Source organism: Variovorax nitratireducens (assembly GCF_051216545.1).
Lineage (GTDB): Bacteria > Pseudomonadota > Gammaproteobacteria > Burkholderiales > Burkholderiaceae_C > Variovorax.
Map to the genome: position 1 here is coordinate 405,481 of NZ_JBPJZO010000004.1, position 17,443 is coordinate 422,923.

The window sequence follows — 17,443 nt, forward strand, 5'->3', positions numbered from 1 at the left end:
CTGCCTGGCGAGATGAATCAGAGTGGGACGTTAGCTCAGTTGGTAGAGCAGCGGACTTTTAATCCGTTGGTCACAAGTTCGAATCTTGTACGTCCTACCACCACACTCTGCGCCAGTACCAGAGAGCCTGCTATAAAAAAGATAGCAGGCTTTTTTGCTTTTCCGTTGCGTTGCCAGATCGCGTAGCGGTTTGCAGGCGCCGCTCCTCGGTAAGAACCCCTCAACAGGCGCCTGGATTGGCGCCACGTGGTTCCATCGCCTCCCCGATCGAACCCATTGGGTGTCGCCCCTGGTCGCGCGCAACTCGCAGGTCCGAGAGCGGGATGTCAAAAACCAGAAGCAAGCTGCGAAGCGCGGCGAAGAGTTCGCGTGAGCTTGCGGTCTTTTCGATGTAGATGTCGGCGCCGGCATCGATGCATTCGTCCGCAACGTCGGCTGCGGGCGATGCCGAATAAACAGCCAGGGGCACGCCGGGAAAATGCCGCTTGACCTTTTGAACCCCGGAGCAGCCCGTGGCGTCCGGCAGGTTCAGATCCAATAAAATCAGGCCAGGCAATCCCGTCACATCCACGCTCGGAACGAGTTCGGCCAGGCATCCGAGTTCGACCACGTTCCGGTGGGGGTGCAGCCGGCGCATCACCATGGCGATCGCGTCGCGCATCATGGGATGATCGTCAACGACATAGATGCTCATGCTGGCGCGCGCAGAGGCTGTGCTGCGATGCTGCGTGAGTCGGCTGCGAATGCCTTGGCAGGCGCGGTCATCATCGGCGTTCCCCCGGTCAATGCTGGGAACCACACCATACCGCGGGCGCTCCGGGGGCTCTGTGCGGCGGCGAACAGAGCGTCAAAGGTGGCGCACAACGGAAAACTTTTCCGCAAAACAACAAAAAAGCCCGCATGCCCATCGGCTCTGCGAATCTTTTTCGTGAACGGCCCGATCAGGCCATGTGCTTGCCGTTGCGCAGAACAGATTCGGCCGCGACAGTCGAAACCAGGCCAATCGCAGTGGCGCGCAGCAATTCGGCTCGCAGGGCGGCCTCAAGCTGGTGGCGAGCGGCATCGGGGCGGTCGTGTTCGTACTCTTCATCCAGTTCGCAATGAAGGTAGTAATCCACCCGTCCCATCAGGCGCTCTATGGCTGCTGCAAGGTCTGTCTCGTTCATCCTTATCCTCTCGGGAGAAACGCGCCTGCGACGGCGCTGTTTCTTGACCTCCCTGCACGGTGCCAGCCGGATCCGGCTGGCCCTCTTTCACTCTCAGTGTGATCCCTTTTAGCGAAACCCACATGCAAGAGGGTATTCGACTTGACGGGAAAGCGCGTTATCGGTAACACCAATATTCTTGAATTTACGATAGCCGGCCTGGCAGGAAGTCAGAAGCTTCCCCACAGGACGCGTCACCATTGTACTTTCTTGTCAATGGCGCAACAGCTTCTGCATCACGTCGCGCAGCCGTGAGGGCCCGGCGGGCGCACGCGCTTGCAGCCTTCGCACGGGCGCAGCCCCCGCGGCAGGAGGGGCCGGAAGCAGGTGCTGCGCCGCCTTGGCAACGCGCACGCAGTCCTTGATGTGCTGTTCGCCCAGCGTGCGCAGCGCTGCATAGCCCAGCACGGCCGAGATGGCCTGGCCGGCCAACGGCACGTATTTGGTCGCCTGCTTGGCCGTCAGGCGGATGCCGGCATGCTTTGCCAGCGTGATCAGCAGTTCGCGGGTGACGAGCTTGCCGACCAGCAGGGCGCTAACGGCGACGGCCGCTTTTTGCACGCCTTCTCGGTGCTGAGGACCGAGCCGGTCGAGTTGCGTCAGCGAGAGGCCGAACTCGGCGCTGATTTGCGGCACCAGCCGCGACAGCAGCGCAGCATCGGCCGCCCAATCCAAACCGGGGATCGGCATCGCGCTGGCGGCCGCGCCGATCAGCGCCTTGCGCCCGAGCAGGCGCCGACTGCGCTGGATTGCAGCGATCAGGTGCGGATCGCCCTGGGCAAGCTCGATAGCGGACGGCATGGCCGCCAGCGTAGCAGGCTCAGCTGGCGAGCGCTTCGAGTTGATCTGAAAGTGCCAGCCAGCGCTCTTCCAGCGTGGCGATCTCTGAATTCAGCGCCTTGAGCCGCTTGCCGGCCTCGGCCATCTCGGCGGGTGCCAGCGAACCGGCCAGGCGGGCCTCGAGCGAGGCCTTGTCGGCGCTGGCCGCTGCAAGGCGTGCATCGATCTGCGCGATCTCGCGTTTCAGCGGCTTTTGCTGCTCGCCGCGTTGCTGCACATCAGACCGGGCCGCAGGCGCGGCCGGTGCCGCCGCAACCGCCGCCGCGGCCGAGCGGGTGGCTTCCTTCGCTTCTTCGCGCAGTCGTTTGGCTTCGTCCAGCAGGTAGCGCTGGTAGTCGTCGAGGTCACCGTCGAAATCGGTGACCACGCCGCGGCCGACCAGCCAGAATTCGTCGCACACCGAGCGCAGCAGCGCGCGGTCGTGGCTCACCAGCATCAGCGTGCCCTCGAACTCGTTGAGTGCCACGGCCAGCGCTTCGCGTGTTGCCAGATCCAGATGGTTGGTGGGTTCGTCGAGCAGCAGCAGGTTGGGACGCTGCCAGACCATCATCGCCAGCACCAGCCGCGCCTTCTCGCCGCCGCTCATGGTGCCGACCGGTTGCTTGACCATGTCGCCGCTGAAGTTGAAGCTGCCCAGGAAGCCGCGCAGCGCCTGCTCGCCGGTGCTTTCCTTGACCGCGCTGCCCAGTTCGCGCGCCATGCGCACCATGTGCTCCAGGGGGTTGTCCTGCGGCCGCAGCACGTCGAGCTCCTGCTGCGCAAAGTAGCCAATGTTGAGACCCTTGCCCTCGGTCACGGTGCCGGCCAGCGCGCCCATTTCGCGCGCGATGGTCTTCACCAACGTCGACTTGCCCTGGCCGTTCGCGCCCAGGATGCCGATGCGCTGGCCGCCCTGCACCGAGCGGCTCACACCGGTCAGGATGGTCTTGGGCGCCTCGCCTTCGGCCTGGTAGCCGAAGCTCGCGCCGGTGATAGACAGCATCGGATTCGGGATGTTGCCGGGCTCCTTGAATTCGAAGGTGAAGTCGGCCTCGGCCAACAGCGGCGCGACCTTTTCCATGCGCTCCAGCGCCTTGACGCGGCTCTGCGCCTGTTTGGCCTTGCTGGCCTTGGCCTTGAAGCGGTCGATGAACTTCTGCAGGTGGGCGATCTTGTCCTGCTGCTTGGTGAAGGCCGTTTGCTGCAGTGCCATCTGCTCGGCGCGCAGCGTTTCGAAGGCGCTGTAGTTGCCGCCGTAGCGCGTGAGCTGCGCGTTTGCGATGTGCAGCGTGACGTCGGTCACCGCATCCAGGAACTCGCGGTCATGGCTGATCACGATCATGGTGCCGGCGTACTTCTGCAGCCATGCTTCGAGCCAGACCAGTGCGTCCAGGTCCAGATGGTTGGTGGGTTCGTCGAGCAGCAAGAGGTCGCTCGGGCACATCAGCGCGCGGGCCAGTTGGAGGCGCATGCGCCAGCCGCCGGAGAAACTGTTGACCGGCCCGTCGAGCTCGTGCGACTTGAAGCCTAGGCCCAGAATCAGCGCCTGCGCGCGTGGCACCGCGTCGTGCTCGCCGGCGTCGGCCAGGTCGGTGTAGGCATGGGCCAGTTCCATGCCGATGTCGGCGTCCTCGGGATCAGCTTCGTACGCGGCTTCGATGGCGGCGAGCGTGGTGCGCAGTCCGACCAGCCGGGTGTCGCCGCCCACCACGAAGTCGGTGGCCGATTCTTCGGTTTCGGGCATGTCCTGCGCCACCTGCGCCATGCGCCACTGCTTCGGGATGTAGAAGTCGCCGCCGTCTTCGTGCAGCGTGCCGTTGAAAAGCGCGAACAGGGTCGACTTGCCGGCACCGTTGCGCCCGACCAGGCCGACTTTTTCACCGGGGTTGAGGGTGACGGTTGCGCCGTCGAGCAGCTTCTTGGCGCTGCGACGCAGGACGACATTTTTGAGAGTGATCATGGACTCGGCGCAATAAGGCCCAGGGCTTCGACTGCGGCCAGTACCGTCGCGGCCTGGGTGTCGTGGGCAAGAATGAAGGGGTCGCCGTAGATCGTTTCGTCAGGAAACTCGGTGATCAAGGTCAGGGCGGGAGAGCCCGGACGGTTGACCTCGGTGATCATGCAGGCCGTGCCATGGATGACTTCGAACGGAAGATCGCCGGCGTGGGCATTGTAACTTGCACGCTGCGCGGCGTTGAAGGCCATCAGGGTCGGCCGCAGTGCCAGTTGCCGGCAGACATGCCCGGCCAATGTGCGGGCGCGCGCTTCCCAGCCCGCGTGATACCGGACGATCAGAAAAAAGCCCTTGGGCAGCGTCCAGAGCTCGAATCCGCGCGGAATGTAGCCAGTCAGTGGCCGTGTCCACTCGTGCGCCGGGTAGCCATGCAGGTTGACGTGCAGTTGCGCGCTAGAGAGCGCCAGCGCCTGGTGGCGCGCTTCGCGTTCGTAGTACGGCGGCTGGTCGCGATACTCGAGATCGTCGCCGAGCGCGGTGTAGCGCGCCGCATGGTGCATGTGGCGCGGCGCGTGGGCACACAGCTCGCTGTGCAGCGCGTAGCCGTCGGGGTTCTCGAGCGGAATCAGCGCGAAGTGGGCGCCGGGCCGCTGTGCGAGCTGCTGCGCAGCCCTCAGCGCGCCCACCACGCCCGAGGTTTCATTCGCGTGCTGCGCGCCGCTGATCAGCAGCGCCGGCCCGTTGCCGGGATGGTAGACACCCCTCACCGCACGACCCTGTCGGCTCGCGGCTTCGAAGCGCTGGCCGGGAATGCGTGCGAGTTCGCTCGCCGTGCGTGCGAGGGAGAGCGGGGCACCGGCCAGGGCCAATGGCCCGTTGTCGGCAGGCGCAGGGCCGCAGGGGGTTGGCACTGCATGGGGGCTGAGCGCGATGCGCAGACGCACTGCACCTTCGCTGGGCCGGACATCCGGCACGATCTGACCCGGTTGCAGGCGGCGGTCGCCTGTGGCCCGGCCGCTGCGGCGCTGGAACACCTCGAGCAGCGAGAAATAGAGGTCTTCGTGCAGCGCCTCGTGGCTGTTGATCCATCCGGCTTCGAGTGGTGGCGCCAATGCGGTGCCTGGAAAGTCAACGCGGATGTCAAGCCGCTCGAAGTAGGGCTCGGTGTCGGGCCAGCGATGCTGCTGAAGGAAGGCTATCGCTTGCCGGAACAGCGCTTCATAGTCCGACTCGCGCGCGCCATCGGCCACGACGGCATTGCCTTTGCGCACGCGCAACCACGCGGTCGGAGACAGCAGGGTTTCGCCGAGGTGGTCGGTGTGCACGCGGTTCGGCGCGAACACCGTGTCGGTATGCTGCCGCCCGTCGTGCCAACGCAGGTCGACCTGGTAGCAGGGCGGCGCGTCGTCCACCAGTTTCGGCGCCAGCACCAGCTCGGCCGCGCCAACCATCGACACCAGCGGATAGGCCTCGAGCGCGAAGCGGCGCGGCGATGCATTTGGATGCACCGGGTAGTGCACCGTCACCTGCGCCAGCCCGCCGGTGTCGATCTGTTCCAGAAAGTGATGCACCAGCGGCTTGTAGGCGCTGTGCAAACGTGCCTCGATGCCGGTCGCGCGCAGGCGCTGCTCGGCGGCTCGGCGCGCGGGAAGCCCTTCGAACAGCCAGCCGTCGACCACGATGCCGGGCGCTTGCGCCGCCCGCAACTCGTCGACCCACGCGTCCAGCGTGCGCGGCAATGAGAGGTCGAGGAGGGGGCGCATGGGTCGTCAGGAGCGTTCACTGCCCGCGCGGGGCGCCTGGCTAGTTTGCTAGTGCAAGTCCCGCACCAGCGTCTCGCGCGTCAGCAGCAGCACCTGGTCGTCGCCGGCCGATGTTTCGAGCCAGACCGCTTCGAGATCGGGGAAGGCCGCTTCGAAGTTTTCGCGCTCGTTGCCGATCTCGAGCACCAGCACCGCGCGCTCGCTCATGGTTGCAGGTGCCGCCGCGAGCAGGGTACGGATGAAGTCCATGCCGTCGGTGCCGCCGGCCAGCGCCAGTTCGGGCTCGGCGCGGTATTCGGCCGGCAAGGCGGCCATGCTGCCTGCGTTGACGTAGGGTGGATTGCACAGGATCAGGTCGTACCGGCCCGGCAGTGCAGCGAGGCCATCGGATTCGACCAGCGTGATGCGCGCGTCGAGCCCATGCCGCGTGACGTTGATGGCCGCGACCTCGAGCGCCGACGCGGAGATGTCGGCCGCCGTCACGTGGACGTCCGGGTAGGTCATCGCCGCCAGTACCGCGAGGCTGCCGTTGCCAGTGCAGAGATCGAGCACCTGCTGCGTGTGCTCGCCGAGCCAGTAGTCGATGCTGCCATCGACCAGCAGCTCGGCGATGAAGCTGCGCGGCACGATCGCGCGCTCGTCGACATAGAAGGGAACGCCCTGTAGCCAAGCCTCCTTGGTGAGATAGGCCGCGGGCTTGCGGGTTTCGATGCGTGCTGCCAGAAGTGCGGCGACCCGCGCGGCATCGGCAGGCGCGACCGCCCGCTCGGCCACCGAATCCAGGTCATCGACGGGCAGCCTGAGCTGCCACAGCACGAGCCACGCTGCCTCGTCGAAGGCGTTGCCGGTGCCATGCCCGAAGGCCACGCCGGCCTCGGCCAGCTGCTTCGCGCCGGCCTCGATCAAATCGATGACGGTGCGCATCAGGCCAACGACCGCTCGAGTCGTTCCAGCGTGCGGCGGTAGATGTTCTTGAGCGGCTCGATCGCATCGACTGCGATGTGCTCGTCGATCTTGTGGATGCTGGCGTTGACCGGACCCAGTTCGACCACCTGCTTGCAGATTTTCGCGATGAAGCGCGCGTCGCTGGTGCCGCCGCTGGTCGAGAGTTCGGTGGTGATGCCGGTCTCGTCGTGGATCGCGGCCTGCACGGCCGCCACCAGCTCACCGGGCGGGGTCAGAAAGGGCAGGCCGCCGACCGTCCAGGCGAGCGTGCAGTCGAGGTCATGGGCATCGAGCACGGCCTGCACGCGCTGCTGCAGCGACTCGGGCGTCGACTCAGTCGAGAAGCGGAAGTTGAAGTCGATCACCGCGGCACCCGGAATCACGTTGCTGGCGCCGGTGCCCGCGTGGAAGTTGCTGATCTGCCAGCTGGTTGGCTGGAAGTACGCATTGCCGGCGTCCCAGCCGCCGGCCGCGTTGATCGCCACCAGTTCGGCCAACGCGGGCGCGAACGCGTGGACCGGGTTCTTCGCAAGGTGCGGGTAGGCGATGTGGCCCTGCACGCCGTTCACCGTGAGCTTGCCGCTCATGGTGCCGCGGCGGCCGTTCTTGATCATGTCGCCGCAGCGTTCGACCGAGGTCGGTTCGCCGACGATGCAGAAGTCGACCACGTCGCCGCGCGCGGCCAGCGTGTTGCAGACCACGACCGTGCCGTCGATGCCCGGGCCCTCTTCGTCGCTCGTGAGCAGCAGCGCGATCGACAGGCGCGGGTCGGGCGTGGCGGCCAGGAACTCCTCGATGGCCACGACGAAGGCGGCTAGCGAGGTCTTCATGTCGCAGGCACCGCGGCCGTAGAGCAGGCCGCCGCGGTGGGTGGGCGTGAACGGATGGCTCGTCCATTGCGCGAGCGGGCCGGTAGGCACCACGTCCGTGTGGCCGGCGAACGCGATTGTTCGGGTGGCGCTGTGTGCAGTCGCTGCAGTCCGTTTGGCCCACAGGTTCGTGACCCGGAAATCGGCCGGCCCGCTTTCGATGGTCTCCAGTGCAAAGCCCAGCCGCGCCAGCCGCTCACCGAGAATCTGCTGGCAGCCCCCGTCGTCGGGTGTGACAGAGGGGCGCGAGATCAGTTGTTCGGCGAGATGCAGCGTTCGGGACATGAGAGAAACGAGGGCCTTAGAACTTCACATCCAGTGTGATGTCGGTGAAGGTCGGCTCTTCGACCTGGTCCATCAGGTTGCGCTCTTCCGCTTTCGCCGCGGGCTTGTTGCGGTTTTGCAGGCGCCACATCAGGTTGGTTGGCGAGTCGGCCTGCAGCAGGCCTTCGGCCCGCGCGACCACGTCGTCGTTGATCAGGCGCGCGATGTCTTCCTCGAAGGTCTGCGATCCTTCGGCCATCGACTGCTCCATGGCTTCCTTGACCGCCGAGAAGTCGCCCTTTTCGATGAACTCGGCCACGAGCGCCGTGTTCAGCAGGACTTCGAGTGCGGGCACCCGGTTGCCGGTCGGCGTGCGCAGCAGCCGCTGCGCCACGATCGCGCGCAGCGCGCTGCCGAGGTCGCCCAGCAGCGTGGCGCGCACCTCGACGGGGTAGAAGCTCAAGATGCGGTTCAGCGCACGATGGCTGTTGTTGGCATGCAGCGTGGCCACGCACAGGTGGCCCGATTGCGCATAGGCGATGGCGGCCGTCATGGTCTCGCGGTCGCGGATCTCGCCGATCTGGATCACGTCGGGCGCCTGGCGCAACGCGTTCTTCAGCGCAATCTGCAGCGATTGCGTGTCGCTGCCCACGTCGCGCTGGTTCACCATCGATTTCTTGTTGGTGTAGGTGAACTCGATCGGCTCCTCGACCGTCAGGATGTGGCCGCTGGCGTTTTCGTTGCGGTAGTCGAGCATCGAGGCCAGCGTGGTGGTCTTGCCCGCACCCGTGGCGCCCACCATCAGGATCAGCCCGCGCTTTTCCATGATCAGCGTCTTCAGGATCTCGGGCAGGTTCAGGTCGGCAAAGGTCGGGATCACCGATGCAATGTGGCGCACCACCACGGCGTAGGTGCCGCGCTGGCGCATCGCGCTGATCCGGTAGTTGCCGGCGCCTTCGAGCGCAATGGCCATGTTGAGCTCGCCCATGCGTTCGAGCTCGGCGATGCGGCTCTCATGCACCACCTCCGCCAGCAGGTGCAGCGGTGCGTCGGGCGGCAGGATCTGCGCGTTGATCGGCAGGCAGGTCCCGTTGATGCGGATCAGTGCCGGCGAGTGCGCCGAGAGGTAGATGTCCGACGCTTTGCGTTCGGCCATCAGGCGAAGAATTCGCTCCATCGTTCCGGTCATCGGGACTCCTCTGGCGGGTTGTAGAAAAGAAGAAGATCAGTCGCGCAGCAGATCGTTCAGCGAGGTGGTCGAACGCGTCTTGGCGTCGACCTTCTTGACGATGATCGCAGCGTACATGTTGTACTTGCCGCCGGGCTTCGGCAGGCTGCCGCTCACTACCACCGAGCCGGCGGGCACGCGGCCGTAGCTCACGCTGTCGGTGGCACGGTCGTAGATCGGGGTGCTCTGGCCGATGAACACGCCCATCGACAGCACCGAGTTCTCTTCGACGACCACGCCTTCGACCACTTCGGAGCGTGCGCCGATGAAGCAGTTGTCCTCGATGATGGTCGGGCCGGCCTGCAGCGGCTCCAGCACGCCGCCGATGCCGACGCCGCCCGAAAGGTGCACATTGGCGCCGATCTGCGCGCACGAACCCACCGTCGCCCAGGTGTCGACCATGGTGCCTTCGCCGACGTAGGCGCCGATGTTCACGTAGCTGGGCATCAGGATCGCGCCCTTGGCGATGTAGCTGCCGCGGCGCGCCACGGCGGGCGGCACGATGCGCACGCCGGCTTCCTTCAGTTCGGCGGCCGACAGGTGCGAGAACTTGGTCGGCACCTTGTCGTAGAAGCCGAGCGAGCCGGCCTGCATCTGCTCGTTGTCCTTCAGGCGGAACGACAGCAGCACGGCCTTCTTGATCCACTGGTGCACGGTCCACTGGCCGACGCTCTCGCGCGTGGCCACGCGCAGGTGGCCGTTGTTGAGCTCGGAAATGACGTGTTCGACAGCTTCAAGCACTTCCTTGGGCGCCTGGGTGGCGGAAAGGTTGGCGCGGTCTTCCCACGCGGCGTCGATGGTCTGCTGGAGTTGTTGGGTCATGAAGAAAAATCTCTTTGGATGAACTGAACGATGCGCCCGGCGGCCTCGACGCACTCGGCGGTGTCGGCCACCAGGGCCATGCGTATCCGCCCACGGCCCGGATTGCGACCTTGCGATTCGCGTGCCAGATAGCTCCCGGGCAAAACCGTCACATTGTATTGAGCGTACAGGGCGCGGGCGAAAGCCTCGTCGTCCCCGTTCCAGGCGGCCGGAATGCCGGCCCAGAGGTAGAAGCTGGCGTCGGGCAGGCCCACGTCCAGCACGGCTTCGAGCATCGGCGTGACGGCGGCGAACTTGGCCCGGTACAGCGCGCGGTTCTCGACCACATGGGCTTCGTCGCCCCAGGCCGCGATGCTGGCTGCCGCCACGCTGCCGCTCATGGCGCTGCCGTGATAGGTGCGGTAGAGCAGGAAGCGCTTGATGATGGCCGCATCCCCCGCCACGAAGCCGCTGCGCAGCCCCGGCACGTTGCTGCGCTTTGACAAAGATGTCAGGGCAATAAGGTTCTTGAAGTCGCGGCGCCCCAATTTGTCAGCTGCTTCGAGGCCACCGAGCGGCGGTTCGTCGCGGAAATAAATCTCGCTGTAGCACTCGTCGGCCGCGATCACGAAGCCGTGCCGATCCGACAGCACAAACAGCTTGCGCCACTCGTCCAGCGGCATCACCGCGCCGGTGGGGTTGCCGGGGGAGCAGACGAACACGAGCTGGGTGCGGGCCCAGACCTCGTCCGGCACGCTGTCCCAGTCCACGGCGAAGTTGCGCTCGGCGAGGCTGGGCACGTAGTGCACTTCGGCGCCGGCCAGCAGCGCCGCGCCTTCGTAGATTTGATAGAACGGGTTGGGCGAGACGACCACCGGGCCGGGCTTGGCGCTCGCGTCCACCACCGTTTGGGCCAATGCAAACAGCGCCTCGCGCGAGCCATTGACCGGCAGCACCTGGGTCACCGGATCCAGCGCCAGTCCATAGCGCCGCTGCAGCCATCCGGTGAAGGCGGCGCGCAATGCGGGTGTGCCTGCCGTTGCGGGGTACATGGCCAGCGCACCGAGGCCTGCGGTCAGCGCATCCTTGATGAACTGCGGCGTGGGGTGTTTGGGTTCGCCGATGCCGAGGCTGATGGGCGGGAACGCGGCGTCCGGTGTGACGCCTGCAAAAAGCTGCTTGAGCCGCTCGAACGGGTAGGGCTGCAGTCTGGCGAGCAGGGGATTCATGCCGGCGATTATCGGGGACAGCCCGCGGCGCGAAGCGCGCCCGCGCGCCCGTTCAGGCGTTGCCGCGGCGATAGAAGGCCAGCGATGCAGCCAGTGCCAGCAGCAAGGCGCCGCAGGTGCGGTCGAGCCAGCGAGTGGCCGATGCGGTGAGCAGGCGCATGGCGCGAGCGCCGACAAATGCGTAGATGCACATCACGGCCACGTCCAGTGACGCGAACAACAGCGCGATGGCGATGTACTGCGGCGTCTGCGCCATTGCCGGATCGATGAACTGCGGCAACAGTGCCGAGCAGAACAGGTAGCCTTTCGCGTTGGTCACTGCGACGAGGAAGGACTTGAAAAAGACCTGCCGGCTGGTGCGTCGTCCACCGCCGCCCGGGCCCGCCGCAGGCACATCGAAACCACCGCGCGAGCGCAGCATCCGGATGCCGAGCCACGCAAGGTAGAGGGCGCCCGCCCACTTGAGCATCGAGAACCAGAACTCCGACGCCGCGAGCAATGCGCCCAGGCCGAGCGCCACCGCGCCCACCAGCACGAAATCCGACAGCGCCGCGCCCAGCATGCCCGGCAGTGCGCCGCGCACGCCGTGGCGCGAGCCGTTGCTCAGCGCCAGCAGCACGGTCGGCCCGGGCGTGGCGATGGCGGACAGCGCGACGATCGAGAACAGGAGGGCGGTCGTGAACGTCATGGGCGCCGGCCTTTCGTGCGGATCAGAGTTTCTTGACGAGAACCTGGCTCTTGCGATCCCAGTTGTACTTGCGCTTGCGCGCCTCGGGCAGCCATTCAGGGTCCACCTGCACGAAGCCGCGCTTGATGAACCAGTGCATGGTGCGCGTTGTCAGCACGAAGATGCTCTCGAGGCCCATCCCCTTGGCGCGCTGCTCGACGCGCTTGAGGATGCGCTCGCCGTCGCCCTGAGACTGCACATGGGGCGATACCGTCAGGGCCGCCATCTCGGCGGTGCGCGCCTCGGGGTAGGGATAGAGCGCAGCACAGCCGAAGATCACCCCGTCGTGCTCGATGACCGTGTAGTGGCCGACGTCGCGCTCGATCTCGGTGCGGTCGCGCTTGACCAGCGTGCCGTCGCGCTCGAAGGGCTCGATCAGTTGCAGGATGCCGCCGATGTCGTCGGCCGTCGCTTCGCGCAGCGACTCGAGCTTTTCGTCGATCACCATGGTGCCGATGCCGTCGTGCACGTACACCTCGAGCAGCAGCGCGCCATCGACCGCGAACGGCAGGATGTGGTTGCGTTCGACGCCGCCCTTGCAGGCCTTGACGCAGTGCTGCAGGTAGAACGCACTGTCGGTCGGGCGCTGCGCCGGTTCCAGCGTGGCCAGCAGCTTCTCGGCGGCGGCCAACGGCAGTTCGGTGTCGATCGGGTTGTCTTCGCTCACCGGCAGGCTCGTGTCGAGCGGAATGCCGGGGATCTCGGTCAGGAAGATCAGCTTGTCGGCCTGGATCGAGATCGCCACGCTGGTGGCCACCTCTTCCATCGTGAGGTTGAAGGCCTCGCCGGTGGGGGAGAAGCCGAACGGCGAAATCAGCACCATCGCGCCGAAGTCGAGCGTGCGGCGAATGCCTGCGCTGTCGACCTTGCGCACCAGCCCCGAATGCTTGAAGTCGACCCCGTCGAGTACTCCAACCGGCCGTGCCGTGATGAAGTTGCCCGAGATGATGCGTACCGTGGAGCCGGCCATCGGCGTGTTGGGCAGGCCCTGGCTGAACGCTGCTTCAATCTCGTAGCGCAGCTGGCCCGCGGCCTCCTGGGCCGAATCGAGCGCCACTTCGTCGGTGATGCGCATGCCGTGCGAATAGCGCGCCTCGTGGCCCTTGGCACGCAACTGCTCGTTGACCTGCGGGCGGAAGCCGTGCACCAGCACGATCTTCACGCCCATCGACTGGATCAGCGCCAGATCCTGCGCGATGTTCTGCAGCTTGCCGGCGGCGATCGCCTCGCCTGCCAGCCCGACCACGAAAGTCTTGCCCCGGTGCGTGTGGATGTAGGGCGCCACCGAGCGGAACCAGGGGACGAAGGTGAAATTGAAGACGGTGGACATTGGCAGGGGTGAGGAGGGCAGGTATGCCGGGCGCAAGATAATCGACGATTTTCCCTGAACTGACGGCCTTGTCTTTGTCCCCCCTTCGAATCGAGTTCCCAGAAGCCTTGCCGGTGTCGGCCCGGCGCGACGAGATCGCCGCCGCCATCGCGAACAACCAGGTTGTGATCGTGTGCGGCGAAACCGGCTCGGGCAAGACCACGCAGTTGCCGAAGATCGTGCTGCAGCTGGGCCGCGGCAAGCTCAATGCCGAACCCGGCAAGGGCAAGCTGATCGGCCACACCCAGCCGCGCCGCATCGCGGCGAGCTCGGTGGCCAAGCGCATCGCCGAGGAACTGAAGACGCCGCTCGGCGAGGTGGTCGGCTTCAAGGTGCGCTTCCAGGATCGCCTGGGCCGCGACGCCTCGGTCAAGCTCATGACCGACGGCATCCTGCTGGCCGAGACGCAGACCGATCCGCTGCTCAAGGCCTACGACACCCTCATCATCGACGAGGCCCACGAGCGCTCGCTGAACATCGACTTCCTGCTGGGCTACCTGCGCGAGATCCTGCCGCGCCGGCCGGATCTGAAGGTGATCGTGACCTCGGCGACCATCGATGCCGACCGCTTCGCGCAGCATTTTGCGTCGCGCCGCCCGCCGCCGGGCCGCCCCAAGGCGGACGAGGCCGCCTCGGGGGGCAGCGACGACGCGCAGCGCGGAGCGTGGGGGCCAGTGATTCCCGCGCCGATCATCTACGTGTCGGGCCGCACCTTCCCGGTGGAACAGCGCTGGCGACCGTTCGAGGAATCGCGCGAATACGACCTCAACGATGCGATTGCCGACGGTGTCGACGAGCTTTGGCGCGATCCGCACAACGCGGGCGACATCCTGGTGTTTCTGCCCGGTGAGCGGGAGATCCGCGAGGCGGCCGACCACCTGCGCAAGCACCTTGCGCACCAGCCGTTGTACCGCGGCGCCGAAGTGCTGCCGCTGTTTGCGAGGCTGTCGCCGGCCGAGCAGGATCGCATCTTCGAAGGCCACACCGGTCGCCGCATCGTGCTGGCCACCAACGTGGCCGAAACCTCGCTCACCGTGCCCGGCACGCGCTATGTGATCGATGCCGGCACGGCACGCGTCAAACGCTACAGCTTCCGCAGCAAGGTCGAGCAGCTGCTGGTGGAGCCGATCAGCCAGGCGGCGGCGAACCAGCGCGCCGGCCGCTGCGGTCGCGTGGCCAACGGCATCTGCATCCGGCTCTACGACGAGAAAGACTTTGCCGGGCGGCCGCGCTTCACCGACCCCGAGATCCTGCGCTCGTCGCTGGCCGGCGTGATCCTGCGCATGAAGTCGCTGCGCCTGGGCGACGTGGCGCGCTTTCCATTCCTCGAGGCGCCGTCGCCGCGCGCCATTGCCGACGGCTACCAGTTGCTCAACGAACTGGGCGCGGTCGACGACGCGAACGAGCTCACGGCCATCGGCGGCGAGCTCGCGCGGCTACCGCTCGACCCGCGCGTGGGCCGCATGATCCTGGAGGCGCGGTCGCGCAGCGCGCTCGAAGAGGTGCTGGTGATCGCGTCGGCACTCAGCGTGCAGGACGTGCGCGACCGCCCGATGGACGCGCAGCAGCAGGCCGACCAGGCGCATACCAGGTTCGACGACGAGAAGAGCGAGTTCAGTGGCTACCTGCAACTCTGGAAGTGGATCCATGCAGCGCGCGGCGGCCACGGTGATACGCACAAGCTCACCAACCGGCAGTACGAGCAGTTGCTGCGCCAGAACTTCGTCAACATCCGCCGCGTGCGCGAATGGCGCGACATCCATTCGCAACTGCTCACGGTCGTGACCGAGCACAAGTGGAAGATCAATACGCAGCCCGCGAATTACGAGCAACTGCACCTGTCGATGCTGGCCGGCCTGCTCGGCAACATCGGCTGGAAGCTGGAGGATGACGAAGCGTATCTCGGCGCGCGCGGAATCAAGTTCTACCGCCATCCGGGCGCGCACCTGAAGAAGAAGCCGGGCCGCTGGATCGTGGTGGCCGAGCTGGTCGAGACCACGCGCCTGTTCGGCCGCGGCATCGCCAACATCGAGCCGCAGTGGCTCGAGCAGGTGGCGGGCCATCTGCTCAAGAAGCAGCTGCTCGATCCGCACTGGGAGAAGAAGGGCGCGCAGGTCACGGCGCTGGAGCGCGCCACCTTGTATGGCCTGGTGGTCTACAGCGGCCGGCGTGTCGACTTCACCCGGGTCGACCCGGTCGCGGCGCGCGAAATCTTCATTCGCGAGGCGCTGGTGGGGGGGCAGTGGGATAGCAAGTACCCGTTCCTTGCCGCCAACCGCAAGCTGGTGAAGGAGGTGGAGGGCCTGGAGCACAAGTCGCGCCGGCAGGACGTGCTGGTCGACGACGAGCTGATCTATGCGTTCTACGACGCGCAACTGCCGCCCGACGTGGCCAGCGGTGCATCGTTCGAGCATTGGTACAAGGAGCGTTCGCACACCGAGCCGCGCCTGCTGTTCCTGACGCGCGACGAGCTCATGCGGCACCAGGCCGCCGGCATCACGACCGATTCGTTCCCGTCGACGCTTCGCTTGGGCGGAGTCGATTGCGCGGCGACCTATCTGCACGAACCCGGCGACACGCGCGATGGCCTGACGGTGACGGTGCCGCTGTTCGTGCTGAACCAGGTCAGCGAGGAGCGCAGCGAGTGGTTGGTCACCGGCATGCTCAAGGACAAGTTGCAGGCGCTGCTCAAGAGCCTGCCGCAGCGGCCGCGCTCGCGCCTGGTGCCGTTGCCGGAGTCGGCCTCGAAGCTGGCCGAGGCGATGTCGGTGCCCGAGGCTTTCGGCGCCGGATCGCTGACCGATGCGCTACTCAAGCGCGTGCGCGACCTCACGAGCCTCGACGTGAAGCGTGCCGACTTCAAGCTCGACATGCTGCCGCCGCACCTGTTCATGAACCTGCGCGTGGTCGACGAGCATGGTCGCCAGCTCGGCATGGGGCGCAACCTCGGTGCGCTCAAGGCCGAACTCGGGGCGCAGGCGCGTGGCGCGTTCCAGGCGCTGGCGGGGCTCAATGTCAAGAAGACCGCGGACTCGGAACAAAAAGCGGCCGCTTCGTCCGCAGGACGCACGCAGGCTGCTGTCAAGAACGTGGCAGCGGAGCCCTCGTTGCCGGCGGGGCAACGCTACGTGGCGTGGACTTTCGGCGAGTTGCCGGAGTTGATGGAAGTGCGGCGCGGCGCGCAGTCGCTGGTCGGCTTCCCCGCACTGGTGAACGACGGGCATCCCGATGGCGTGACGATCGAGGTGTTCGACGAGCCGGCCGTCGCTGCGGCCAAGCACCGCGCCGGGCTGCGTCGCCTGGTCGCGCTGCAACTCAAGGACGCGCTCAAGTACCTCGAAAAGAACATCCCCGACCTGCAGAAGATGGCCGTGGCCTATATGCCGCTCGGCACCGTGGAAGAACTGCGGGCGCAGATCATCGATGTGGCGCTGGATCGGGCGTTCCTGCAGGAACCGTTGCCCACCGACGAGTTCGCATTCAAGCGCCGCATCGAAGAAGGGCGCGGCCGGCTCACGCTGATCGCCAACGAGGTCGCCCGGCTGGCCAGCGTGATCCTGGTCGAGTACGCGGCCGCGGTGCGCAAGATCAAGGACACAAAACTTCAGCCGGAATCGGTGCAGGACGCCGCGCAGCAATTGCAGCGGCTGGTCGGCAAGCGCTTTATCGCCGAAACGCCCTGGCCGCAGTTGCAGCACTTCGCGCGCTATCTCAAGGCCATCGTGCTGCGGCTCGACAAGCTGCGCGCCGATGCCGCGCGCGATACGGCCAAGCTCGCCGAGCTGCGTCCGCAGGAGCAGCGCTACTGGCGCCTGGTTGCCGAACGCAAGGGCGCGGTCGACGAACGCATGCTGGAGTTCCGGTGGTTGCTGGAGGAGCTGCGCGTGAGCTTCTTCGCGCAGGAACTGCGTACGCCGCAGCCGGTGAGCGTCAAGCGTCTCGACAAGGCCTGGGCGCAGCTCGACGCGTGAAAAAGCCCGCCAAGGCGGGCTTTCGAGCGGTTTGGCCGGCCGCTATATGCGGCCCATCAGCAGCAGCACGATCACGACGAGCAGTACCAGGCCGAGGCCGCCGCTCGGGCCGTAGCCCCAACTGCGGCTGTAGCCCCAGCTTGGCAGCGCGCCGATCAGCAACAGGACCACGACGATCAGCAGGATCAACGAAAGCGACATGGACTTCTCCTAAGGCATTACAAAGAAGTCAATGGTCGGCTCCGGCGAGCCGATCGCCTAGGGAAAGCAGCCCCTTCGGCGGTCAGGAAGCACCTACG

14 protein-coding genes and 1 tRNA gene are annotated in these 17,443 nt (G+C 66.3%); 2 read left to right on the plus strand and 13 right to left on the minus strand.

The window, feature by feature from the left end:
* The first annotated feature begins 24 nt into the window (after positions 1–24).
* Positions 25–100: transfer RNA gene (locus tag ACSFA8_RS14065), tRNA-Lys, on the plus strand.
* A 120-nt stretch (positions 101–220) separates the two neighbouring features.
* On the opposite strand, the gene ACSFA8_RS14070 is transcribed toward ACSFA8_RS14065, so the two are convergent.
* From ACSFA8_RS14070 to argA, 12 genes are all read right to left on the minus strand, one after another.
* Entirely contained in the window at positions 221–694 is a 474-nt protein-coding gene (locus tag ACSFA8_RS14070; RefSeq protein WP_435480122.1) for a response regulator, read from the minus strand.
* 247 nt (positions 695–941) lie between these two features.
* On the minus strand, positions 942–1,166 hold the full coding sequence (locus ACSFA8_RS14075; RefSeq protein ID WP_435480123.1) for a hypothetical protein: 225 nt from the start codon (positions 1,164–1,166) through the stop codon (positions 942–944).
* 252 nt (positions 1,167–1,418) lie between these two features.
* Positions 1,419–2,006, minus strand: a complete 588-nt coding sequence (locus ACSFA8_RS14080; RefSeq protein ID WP_435480124.1) for a hypothetical protein — start codon at positions 2,004–2,006, stop codon at positions 1,419–1,421.
* Positions 2,007–2,025: 19 nt separating this feature from the next.
* On the minus strand, positions 2,026–3,984 hold the full coding sequence (locus ACSFA8_RS14085) for an ABC-F family ATP-binding cassette domain-containing protein (RefSeq protein WP_435480125.1): 1,959 nt from the start codon (positions 3,982–3,984) through the stop codon (positions 2,026–2,028).
* The gene (locus ACSFA8_RS14090) at positions 3,981–5,741 is read right to left on the minus strand and encodes a peptidase M14 (RefSeq protein ID WP_435480126.1); all 1,761 of its coding nucleotides are present in this window, start codon (positions 5,739–5,741) and stop codon (positions 3,981–3,983) included. The genes ACSFA8_RS14085 and ACSFA8_RS14090 overlap by 4 nt, the downstream gene beginning before the upstream one ends.
* Positions 5,742–5,789: 48 nt before the next feature.
* The gene (gene prmB / locus ACSFA8_RS14095) at positions 5,790–6,665 is read right to left on the minus strand and encodes a 50S ribosomal protein L3 N(5)-glutamine methyltransferase (protein ID WP_435480127.1); all 876 of its coding nucleotides are present in this window, start codon (positions 6,663–6,665) and stop codon (positions 5,790–5,792) included.
* Positions 6,665–7,840 carry a succinyl-diaminopimelate desuccinylase gene (gene dapE / locus ACSFA8_RS14100; protein ID WP_435480128.1) on the minus strand — a complete coding sequence of 392 codons (1,176 nt, stop codon included), beginning with the start codon at positions 7,838–7,840 and terminating at the stop codon, positions 6,665–6,667. The genes prmB and dapE overlap by 1 nt, the downstream gene beginning before the upstream one ends.
* 16 nt (positions 7,841–7,856) lie before the next feature.
* Complete coding sequence (locus tag ACSFA8_RS14105; protein ID WP_435480129.1) at positions 7,857–9,008, minus strand: PilT/PilU family type 4a pilus ATPase; 1,152 nt, start codon at positions 9,006–9,008, stop codon at positions 7,857–7,859.
* 36 nt (positions 9,009–9,044) lie between these two features.
* Positions 9,045–9,869 (minus strand): 2,3,4,5-tetrahydropyridine-2,6-dicarboxylate N-succinyltransferase, encoded by an 825-nt coding sequence (gene dapD / locus ACSFA8_RS14110; protein ID WP_435480130.1) that lies wholly within the window; start codon positions 9,867–9,869, stop codon positions 9,045–9,047.
* Entirely contained in the window at positions 9,866–11,077 is a 1,212-nt protein-coding gene (gene dapC / locus ACSFA8_RS14115; RefSeq protein ID WP_435480131.1) for a succinyldiaminopimelate transaminase, read from the minus strand. Before dapC ends, dapD begins: the two co-directional genes overlap by 4 nt.
* A gap of 52 nt (positions 11,078–11,129) precedes the next feature.
* On the minus strand, positions 11,130–11,765 hold the full coding sequence (locus tag ACSFA8_RS14120; RefSeq protein ID WP_435480132.1) for a LysE family translocator: 636 nt from the start codon (positions 11,763–11,765) through the stop codon (positions 11,130–11,132).
* 22 nt (positions 11,766–11,787) lie between these two features.
* Complete coding sequence (gene argA / locus ACSFA8_RS14125; RefSeq protein WP_435480133.1) at positions 11,788–13,134, minus strand: amino-acid N-acetyltransferase; 1,347 nt, start codon at positions 13,132–13,134, stop codon at positions 11,788–11,790.
* A gap of 68 nt (positions 13,135–13,202) precedes the next feature.
* Here argA and hrpA point away from each other — a divergent pair, with 68 nt between their 5' ends.
* Positions 13,203–17,144 (plus strand): ATP-dependent RNA helicase HrpA, encoded by a 3,942-nt coding sequence (hrpA, locus tag ACSFA8_RS14130; protein ID WP_435480134.1) that lies wholly within the window; start codon positions 13,203–13,205, stop codon positions 17,142–17,144.
* A 42-nt stretch (positions 17,145–17,186) separates the two neighbouring features.
* On the opposite strand, the gene ACSFA8_RS14135 is transcribed toward hrpA, so the two are convergent.
* The gene (locus tag ACSFA8_RS14135) at positions 17,187–17,345 is read right to left on the minus strand and encodes a DUF3309 family protein (RefSeq protein ID WP_286543923.1); all 159 of its coding nucleotides are present in this window, start codon (positions 17,343–17,345) and stop codon (positions 17,187–17,189) included.
* Positions 17,346–17,443 lie beyond the last annotated feature (98 nt).